Source organism: Prosthecobacter sp. (assembly GCF_049294395.1).
Classification (GTDB): domain Bacteria; phylum Verrucomicrobiota; class Verrucomicrobiia; order Verrucomicrobiales; family Verrucomicrobiaceae; genus Prosthecobacter.
Genome location: NZ_JBAQCR010000181.1, coordinates 1 through 9,544, shown reverse-complemented (window position 1 = coordinate 9,544; position 9,544 = coordinate 1). Strand labels below are relative to the sequence as shown.

7 protein-coding genes are annotated in these 9,544 nt (G+C 61.5%); 6 read left to right on the top strand and 1 reads right to left on the bottom strand.

The genetic code is table 11. From position 1 onward, the window contains the following. The 6 genes from WAW39_RS12090 to WAW39_RS12065 all read left to right on the top strand — a co-directional run. A partial coding sequence (locus tag WAW39_RS12090) for a response regulator (RefSeq protein WP_422319115.1) occupies positions 1–306 on the top strand: 306 nt, incomplete at its 5' end. 7 nt (positions 307–313) lie between these two features. Next, positions 314–3,901, top strand: coding sequence for a PAS domain S-box protein (locus tag WAW39_RS12085; RefSeq protein WP_422319113.1), 3,588 nt, complete (start codon positions 314–316; stop codon positions 3,899–3,901). Positions 3,902–3,970: 69 nt separating this feature from the next. Next, positions 3,971–6,091, top strand: coding sequence for a PAS domain-containing hybrid sensor histidine kinase/response regulator (locus tag WAW39_RS12080; protein WP_422319111.1), 2,121 nt, complete (start codon positions 3,971–3,973; stop codon positions 6,089–6,091). A gap of 71 nt (positions 6,092–6,162) precedes the next feature. Beyond that, the gene (locus tag WAW39_RS12075) at positions 6,163–6,444 is read left to right on the top strand and encodes a DUF2934 domain-containing protein (protein WP_422319109.1); all 282 of its coding nucleotides are present in this window, start codon (positions 6,163–6,165) and stop codon (positions 6,442–6,444) included. A gap of 21 nt (positions 6,445–6,465) precedes the next feature. Then, a complete protein-coding gene (locus WAW39_RS12070) occupies positions 6,466–6,702 on the top strand; it encodes a hypothetical protein (protein ID WP_422319107.1) in 237 nt (78 codons plus the stop codon). A gap of 381 nt (positions 6,703–7,083) precedes the next feature. Beyond that, the gene (locus WAW39_RS12065; protein WP_422319105.1) at positions 7,084–8,673 is read left to right on the top strand and encodes a Na+/H+ antiporter; all 1,590 of its coding nucleotides are present in this window, start codon (positions 7,084–7,086) and stop codon (positions 8,671–8,673) included. Positions 8,674–9,100: 427 nt separating this feature from the next. Here the strand turns inward: WAW39_RS12065 and WAW39_RS12060 are convergent. Further along, positions 9,101–9,544 (bottom strand): LysR substrate-binding domain-containing protein (locus tag WAW39_RS12060; protein ID WP_422319103.1); only part of this gene is annotated, 444 nt, incomplete at its 5' end.

Here is a 9,544-nt window from a genome sequence, read left to right as displayed (position 1 = left end):
AAAAACCAGGGTTATCACGTCATCCCCGCCATCAACGGCCAGGAGGGGCTCAACCTGGCGCAGACCCACCAAGGGCCGCCGATCAGCCTCGTCCTCACCGATGTCGTCATGCCCGTGATGGGCGGCAAGGTGATGTCTGAGTGGCTCAAGGTCACCTACCCCGGCCTCAAAATCCTCTTCACCTCCGGCTACACGGATGATGTCATCTCACATCATGGTGTGCTGGATGCTGGTGTGGATTTCCTGCCCAAGCCCTACACCCCCGCCACCCTGTCCCGCAAAGTACGCGATCTCCTGAACGCCTGAAGCCTTCATGCAAGCGCCCCTTTCAGCCGCCAAGCCTGACCAACACCGCTGCGAGGCCCTCGAAGCGGAACTGCGGGAAACTGCGGCCCGCCTCAGCCGGGCGCAGGAGGAGCTGAACTGGAAAAGCGCCTTTCTGGAAGCCCTGACCCATTCCGCCATCGATGGCATCCTCGTGGTGGACTCCCAGGGCCGGAAAATCCTGCAAAACCAGCGCACCGCCGATCTCTTCAAAATCCCCCGGCACATCGTGGAGGACCCCGACGACACCCGGCAAGTCCGGTGGGTGATGGACATGACCCGGCATCCGGACCAGTTCCGCGAAAAAGTGGTCCATCTCTATGCCCATCCGTCTGAAATCAGCCGTGATGAAATTGAACTGACAGACGGCACGGTGCTGGACCGCTATTCATCTCCTGTCCTCGGCAAGGATGGCGCCTTCTACGGCCGGATCTGGACGTTTCGAGACATCACCGAGCTCAAGCAGAGGGAGGCCGCCCTGCGCGAAAGTGAAGAGCGGGTGCGTGCCGCGCTGCGGGCCTCCCACACCGGCACCTTCCGCTGGGACATCCGCTCCAATGAAGTGGTCTCGGATGATGCCATGCATGCGCTCTTCGGCCTCCCTGCAGCACAGACGGTCCGCACCTTGGAAACCTTCCTCGCCACGGTGCATCCCGATGACCTCGCCGGCGTGATCGAACGCTTCCGGCGTTGCGCCAGCGATGGCGCCGATTTTGACATGGAATTCCGCGTCCTCTGGCCGGATGGCAGCCTCCACTGGCTGGATAACAAAGGCAGGACCAGCTTTGATGAAGCAGGCAAACCTGCCTGCATGACGGGCACCTGCGTGGACATCACCACCCACAAAGTGCACGAGGAGTCCCTGCAAAAACAGCAGGCGGAGCTGCGTGTTCTTTTTGACCTGATGCCCGCGATGATCTGGTTCAAGGACACCCAAAACGGCTTCATCAGGGTCAATCAACGCGTGGCCGAGGCAACGGGCCTGCCCATCGCGGAGATCGAAGGAAAAACCGCCGAGGAGATCTTCCCCAAAGAAGCGGCCGGGTATTACGCCGACGATCTGGAGGTCATCCATTCGAAAACTGCCAAACTGGGCATCATCGAAAAGCTGCAGGGGCCGGAGGGCCAGGAACTCTGGGTGCAGACCGACAAGATGCCGGTCTGCGACAAGGATGGAAAAGTGACCGGCCTCATCGCCATGGTTCACGACATCACCGAGCGCAGACGCACGGAGGAGGCTCTCCGCGAAAGCGAATTCCGCTATCATTCGCTGTTTGAAAACATGCTGGAAGGATACGCGCATTGCCGCATGGTGCATGAGGAGGGCCAGACGCGGGACTTCATCTACCTGGAGGTCAACAGCGCTTTTGAAAAGCTCACCGGGTTGAAAAATGTGGTCGGAAAACCCATCAGCGAAGTCGTTCCCGACTTTTACGAAACCAACATGCCGCTGTTTGAGATGTATGAGCGAGTGGCCTCGACCGGCGAACCGGAGCGCTGTGAGACGCATTTGAAAGCGTTGGGGGTGTGGTTCTCCATCGCCGTTTACAGCCACCAAAAGGGGCACTTCGTCGCCGTCTTTGACGACATCACGGAGCGCAAAGTGGCCGAGGAGGCGCTGCGGGAAAGCGAGGAGCGCTTCTCCGGTGCCTTTGAGCATGCCCCCATCGGCGTCGCGCTGTCCTCTCCCACGGGGCGGTGGCTCAAGGTCAACCGCGCCCTCTGCAAGCTCGTCGGCTACACCGAGGAAGAGCTGCTCACCCGCAGTTTCCAGGACATCACCCATCCCGATGACCTCCCCGACAGCCTCGAGTGCGTGCGCCAGCTCACCTCCGGCGAAAGCCGTGTCTACCAGTCCGAGAAGCGCTACATCCATGCCGCCGGTCATCTCGTCACCGTGCTGCTCAATGTGTCGCTCGTGCGCGACAGCCAGCAGCAGCCGCGCTACTTCATCGCCCAGATTCAGGACATCAGCGAGCGCAAGCGCACGGAGGAGTCGCTGCGCCTGCTGAGCTCTGCCGTGAAGCAGTCGAAGGAGTCCATCATGATCACCGAGGCGCAACTCGACCTGCCCGGCCCGAAAATCATCTTCGTCAATCCCGCCTTCACGCAGATGACCGGCTACACGGCGGCGGAAGTCCTGGGCCTCACCCCTCGTTTGCTGCAGGGACCGCTCACCGACCGCTCCGTGCTCGACCGCCTGCGGCGCAGCCTGGAAGCGGGGGACACCTTTTCCGGGGAGATCATCAACTACCGCAAAGACGGCACCGAATTTGTGCTGGAGTGGCAGATCGCCCCCCTCCGCAATGCCAGGAGTGAAATCACGCACTTTGTGGCCATTCAGCGCGACATCACCGGACGCAAGCGCCTCGAAGCCCAGCTCGTGCAATCCCAGAAAATGGAAACCGTGGGCAAGCTGGCCGGTGGCGTGGCGCATGAATTCAACAGCATTCTGACCGCCATCATCGGCCAGAGTGAGCTGCTCCTCGAAGATCTCCCTTCAGCCAGTCCGCTGGCCGGCAAAGTCACCGCCATCAATCAGGCTGCCGGACGGGCCGCCATCCTGACGCGCCAGCTTCTCGCCTACGGTCGCAAGCAAACGCTGCAGACGGAAATGCTCAATCTCAACTCCGTCCTCGCCGGCATGGCAGGCACGGTGCGGCATCTGGCGGGGCATGACATCGACATTCGCAACATCCCCGAGCCCGGGCTCCGCCTGGTGAAGGCGGATGCGGGGCAGATCTCACAAGTCATCGTCAACATCGTCATGAATGCCTGTGATGCCATGCCCGGCGGTGGCAGGCTCACCCTCGAAACAGCCAATGTCTCATTCGATCAGGCCAGCGTGGAGCGACATCCCGACCTCAAGCCCGGTGACTACGTGATGCTCGCCATCACCGACACCGGCACCGGCATGAGCCCCGCAGTCCAGGCCCGCGTGTTTGAGCCCTTCTTTTCCACCAAAGGCGTGGGCGAAGGCACCGGCCTCGGCCTCGCCACCTGCTACGGCATCATCAAGCAGAGCGGCGGGCACATCTCCGTCTACAGCGAGCCCAATGTGGGCACCACCTTCAAAATTTACCTGCCGCAGGCCGCCGCCGCCTCAGGCCGGGTGCCTTTACGCACCACCGTCCCCGGTCTGCCTCATGGCACGGAAACCATCCTCCTCGTGGAGGACGACCCCGCCCTGCGGGAGATGGCCGGCGCCTTGCTCCAGCGCCTGGGCTACACCGTGCTGGCCGCCGCCAACGGCATCGAAGCCCTGGGCTTGCAGGAGGCTCACCTCCCCGGCCAGATCGATCTCTTGTTCACCGATTTCGTCATGCCGCAGATGAACGGCAGGGAGCTCGCGGAACGGGTGCATGCCACCAGTCCGCACACCCGCACCCTCTTCACTTCAGCCTTCACCGCCAACGCCATCTCCCATCAAGGTGTCTTGAACCAGGGCACGGCGCTGCTGCAAAAGCCCTTCACCCCCGCCGCTCTCGCGCAGAAACTGCGTGAAGTGCTCGATCAGCCCCCGCCTGCATCAAAACCGGAAGCCGCAATCTCTTCCAATGGGGCAAACACCCCATAACAATTCCACTCCATCGCCCCGAGTGTGCGCCGCAACATCTCCCACATGGGATGTCCTCACGGAATCATCATGACCACACTCCCAAGGCCCGTTCCCGCCACCGCCCCACCTGCACCGCCCCCTCCCGCAAGCGTCACCGAACGCCTGCACAATGATGTCTTCTTGAAGACCGGAGCCTTGCAGGACGCCATCCTCAACAGCGCCAATTTCTCCAGCATCGCCACCGACGAAAAGGGCGTCATTCAAATCTTCAACGTGGGCGCGGAGCGCATGCTCGGCTACGCCGCCGCTGATGTGCTCAACAAAATCACCCCGGCGGAAATCTCCGATCCGCAGGAGGTCGTCGCCCGAGCTGCAGAGCTCAGCCTGGAGCTTGGCACCACCATCGCCCCCGGTTTCGAGGCCCTCGTCTTCAAGGCCTCACGCGGCATCGAGGACATCTATGAGCTCACCTACATCCGCAAGGACGGCAGCCGCTTCCCCGCCGTCGTGTCCGTCACCGCTTTGCGCGACGTGCATGACCACGGCAGCATCATCGGCTATCTCCTCATCGGCACGGACAACACCGTGCGCAAACAAGCCGAGGCCGAGCAGGAAAAGCTCGACCAGCTCCTCCGTGATCAGCAGTTCTACACCCGCTCCCTCATCGAATCCAACATCGACGCCCTGATGATGGCCGACGCCTCCGGCATCATCACCGACGTCAACAATCAGATGGAGACCCTCACCGGCCGCTCGCGTGAAGAACTCATCGGCGCCGCCTTCAAAAACTACTTCACCGATCCCGCCCACGCCGAGGCCGCCATCAAGCGCGTGCTCAGCGAAGGCAAAGTCACCGACTACGAACTCACCGCCCGTGCCAAGGACGGCACCGAAACGGACGTCTCCTACAACGCCACCACCTTTCATGATCGTGACGGCATCCTTCAGGGAGTGTTTGCCGCTGCACGTGACATCACCGAGCGCAAACGCTGGGACAAGGTGCTGCAGGAAAAAACCGTCGAACTGCAAAAAGCCAAGGCCGTCGCCGAGAAGGCCAATCTCGCCAAATCCGACTTCCTCTCCAGCATGAGCCATGAGCTGCGTTCGCCGCTCAATGCCATCCTCGGCTTCACCCAGCTCATCGAGTCAGACACACCACCGCCCACCGCCTCGCAGAAGGCCAGCATCGATCAGATCCTCCACGCCGGCTGGTTTCTCCTGGAACTCATCAATGACATCCTCGACCTCGCCGTCGTCGAGTCCGGCCGCCTCTCGCTCTCGCTGGAGGCCGTCTCTCTGCCCGAAGTCCTCATTGAATGCCAGGCCATGATCGAGCCTACAGCGCAGAAACGCGGCATCAGCATGTCCTTCCCCAAATTCGAAGCGCCCTGCTTCATCCAGGCGGATCGCACCCGCCTCAAGCAGGTCCTCATCAATCTCCTTTCCAACGCCATCAAATACAACCGCTCCGGCGGCACCGTCGTCGTGGACTGTGATCACACCCTGCCCGAGCGCCTCCGCATCAGCGTCAGAGACACCGGCGCCGGACTTTCGCCAGAACTGCTCGCGCAGCTCTTCCAGGCCTTCAATCGCCTCGGCAAAGAAGCCACCGGCGAGGAAGGCACCGGCATCGGCCTCGTCGTCAGCAAACGCTTGGTCGAACTCATGGAGGGCACCATCGGCGCGCACAGCACCGTCGGCACCGGCAGCGTGTTCTGGATCGAACTCGGCTCCGCCGTGGATCCCCACATTGATTTCATCAAATCCGTCAGCACCACGCTCACCGCCATCCCCGAGGGCGCTGGCAAGCGCACCCGCCTGATTCTCTACGTGGAGGACAATCCCGCAAACCTGAAGCTCATCGAGCAGCTCATCGCCCGCCGTTCGGATCTCCGCCTCCTCACCGCCCAGAATGGCACGGACGGCATCAGCCTCGCCCTTGGCTACATGCCGGACGTCATTCTCATGGACATCAATCTTCCCGGCATCAGCGGTATCGAGGCCATGAAGATCATCCGCCTTGATCCCACCACCGCGCACATCCCCATCGTCGCTCTCAGCGCCAATGCCATCCCGCGTGACATCGAAAAAGGCATCGAAGCCGGCTTCTTCCGCTACCTCACCAAGCCCATCAAGGTGAACGAATTCATGGAGACGCTCAATGAGACGCTGGCCTTTGCCGAGAAGAGATTGCTCCATGCCGCCTGAGCATGCGACTCACTTTTGGGGTGAAGACCCCATGGCATCAGCGTGACTGACTTTGGAACATGGGCCACCCCATGAAAACCAATAAAAGCACCCCGTCCGCCAAAGCCACTCCCGCGACCAAAGCTTCCAAGAGCCTCAAAGCCGCCACCAGTCCCGCAAACGTGCCAGTACCGCAGGAGGCTCAAACCCCTCAGGCCAGCACCACGCCGCCGCCCGCCCACTCCGCGAATGAAGTGGCCCTCCGGGCCTATCACAACTTCCAAAAACGCGGTTCAGCAGACGGCGATCATCATGGCGACTGGCTGCAAGCCGAAGCCGAACTCACCGCTGAACGGCTTCTCGTGCACGCATGACCTCCACCTGACTGCACCGCCATGAACAGCCGCCGTCCCAAGCTTGACTGCCCCATGACATGCTCCCTGCGCAACAGTCCCCAGTGCGTGTGCAATCTCATCGCTGTCTACAACGAAAACTCGCCCATCTCTCACGGCCTGCGCATCGGCCTCGGCCACTACTATGGCAGTCGTTCCCTGCCGCCCTGCGTGCGTGGCACACTCGGCTCATCCTATTGGTCCACCACGGCAGAAAGCAGCGCCGCCATTCCGGCTTAGTCTCCCGGCAGCACAGCCGGACGGGACCTCGCATCCGTTGACAAGGCATGCCCACGCCTGCCGAATATGATGCCCAGCATGAATGGCGCTCACTTGAGGAGGAGTGCCGTCATTCGTTTTCGCAGTCTCCCGGCAACGCCAAGCCCAGCACTCATGCGAACGCGACAGCGTCTTGGAGTGCGGTGGCACAGATGCACGGCGCAAGCCTGCATCGGCGACACCGCTTTCGCGGGCTATTGCAGGCTCTTTGGCCTGAGCCTGCCATCCGGCATGCGAAAGCGGCGTCGCGCCCAGGCTTGCCGCACGCACTCCAAGACGCTATCGCGTGGCTCGGGTGCCTCAGACATTCAAACCTCACGCCCCCTGACCTGAGCGCCATTCATGACCAGTGCTGACATCTTCGTGGGCCTGCTGCTGGCCATCGTCATTCTGGCGCTGGTCGCACGCAGGCTGTCCCTTCCCTACCCCATCTTCTTTGTCCTCGGCGGTCTGGCTCTCAGCCTCATCCCGAAGCTCCCCGAGGTGCGGCTGGATCCCCAGATGGTGTTTGAGTTTTTTCTGCCGCCCCTGCTCTTTCCCGCCGCTCTCTTCACCTCATGGCGGGACTTCCGGGCCAATCTCCGCCCCATCACGCTCCTCGCCGTCGGACTCGTCCTCTTCACCACCGGCACCGTCGCCTTGCTCGCGCATTACTTCATGGGCCTGCCGCTGGCCGCAGGCTTCGTGCTCGGTGCCATCATCTCACCGCCAGACGCCATCGCTGCATCCGCCATTGCGGACAACTTGAAGATCCCGCGCCGCATCGTCACCATCCTCGAAGGCGAAAGCCTCGTCAACGACGCCACCGCTTTGGTCGCCTACCGCTTCGCCGTGCTCGCCGTCATCACCGGCTCGTTTTCACTCCCGCATGCAGGCGCTCGTTTTGTCATCATGAGCCTGGGAGGCATTGCCATCGGCCTGCTCATTGGCTGGCTCGCCGAACACTTTCACAAGCACGTGGATGACGCCCCCATCGAAGTCACCGTTTCTCTGCTCACGCCCTTTGTCGCCTACCTGCTCGCAGAAAAGCTGGAACTCTCCGGCGTGCTCGCCGTCGTCATTGCCGGACTGTACCTCGGCTGGCGCATGCCCGAGCTGCTGAACTTCAAAACGCGCCTTCAGGGCGGCCCCGTCTGGGAGATGGTCGAGTTCCTCCTCAACGGCTTCGTCTTCATCCTCATCGGCCTGCAGTTGCCCGAAGTCATCGAAGCCCTGTCAGTCCAGGCCATCCCCACTTCCCGGCTCGTGCTCTATGCACTCACGATCAGCCTCACCATCATCCTCGTTCGCATCCTCTGGGTCTTCCCCGCCATTTATCTGCCGCGCTGGTTTTTGCAAAACCACTCCAAGCACAATCCCATGCCCCGCTGGCGGCATGTCATGATCATCGCCTGGACCGGCATGCGCGGCGTGCTCTCACTCGCCGCCGCGCTCGCCCTGCCCATCACCCGTCAGGATGGCACCCCGTTTCCAGGCCGTGATTTGATCCTCTTCCTCACCTTCACCGTCATCATCGTCACCCTCGTCGTGCAGGGCCTCAGCCTGCCCCCGCTCATTCGCTGGCTTGGCATTAAAGAAGACAGCTCATCCGCCAGCGAGGAACGCAAAGCACGCCTGAAGGCCAATCAGGAAGCCTTCGCCAGCCTCAACGAGATCGATGAAAAAGATCCCGCCAAAGCAGATGCGCTCCAGCGTCTCCGCATGGAATACGAAGACCACATCCGCCAGGTGGAAGGCGCCGCCTCCGCCACTGCCAGCTCCCCGCTGCGCCGCTTCTCCACCGAGTACGAGCGCCTCTCTCTCGCCGCACTCCTGCACGAGCGCCAGACCATCCTCCACCTGCGCAACGAAGACGTCATCAGTGACGAAGTCCTCCGCCGCATCCAGCGCGACATCGATCTCGCCGAAGCCCGCCTTGAGCACCACCAGTGAAGCAGCAGCACATCGAACAGTTTCCGAAACATATTTCCTGAAAGCGAGCGTGGAGCCCCTCTGCGGCAAACCGAACTCCCCCAAGCTCTCCATTCCGAAAAAATCCTGAAATCCTGTGAATCCTGTCAAAGAAGTCACCGCAGGACCTTTCAGGAACCGGGAGCAGAGAATCAACTCAATCTCTGCCACCTCTGCCTCTCCGCCCCTCTGCGGCAAACCGCCCCCCCCAAGCTCTCCATTCCGAAAAAATCCTGAAATTCTGAAATTCTGTGAATCCTGTCAAAGAATTCACCGCAGGACCTATGAGGAAAAGGAAGCAGAGAATCAACTCAATCTCTGCACCTTGACTCCTCTGCGGCAAACCGAACTTCCCCAGGCTCTCCATACCGGAAATGAGCTCTGCAAATCGCCATACCACACCGCCTCATCACACCTCATCCACCGGCGCGATCCCCTTCAGACTGTCAAAGCTCACCTTCTTCATCGTGGCGATGAACTCCCTCATATACGCCGTCCCCGCCAGCGCCCGCGTGGTCGCCGCATTGAGATTGGAAAACAGCCCGCTCTTGCGCACCGGCCGCTGCGCCACATAGCGCCGCTCCAGGTACGGCTGCACCGCCCACCCCGGCATCGCCGCGATGCCACGCTGGCTCGCCACCAGTTGCAAAATCGCCACCGTCAACATCGCCGTGCGCCGCACCGGATTCACCCCCAGCGGCCCCAGCACCTCCCGCACCACATCGATGCGATCATCCGGAATCGGATACGTGATGAGCGTCTCCTTGGCAAAATCCTGCGCCGTGAGGAATTTCTTCTTCGTCAGCGGATGCTGATGCGCCAACAGCGCCAGCACCTCGTAGCGAAACAGCGG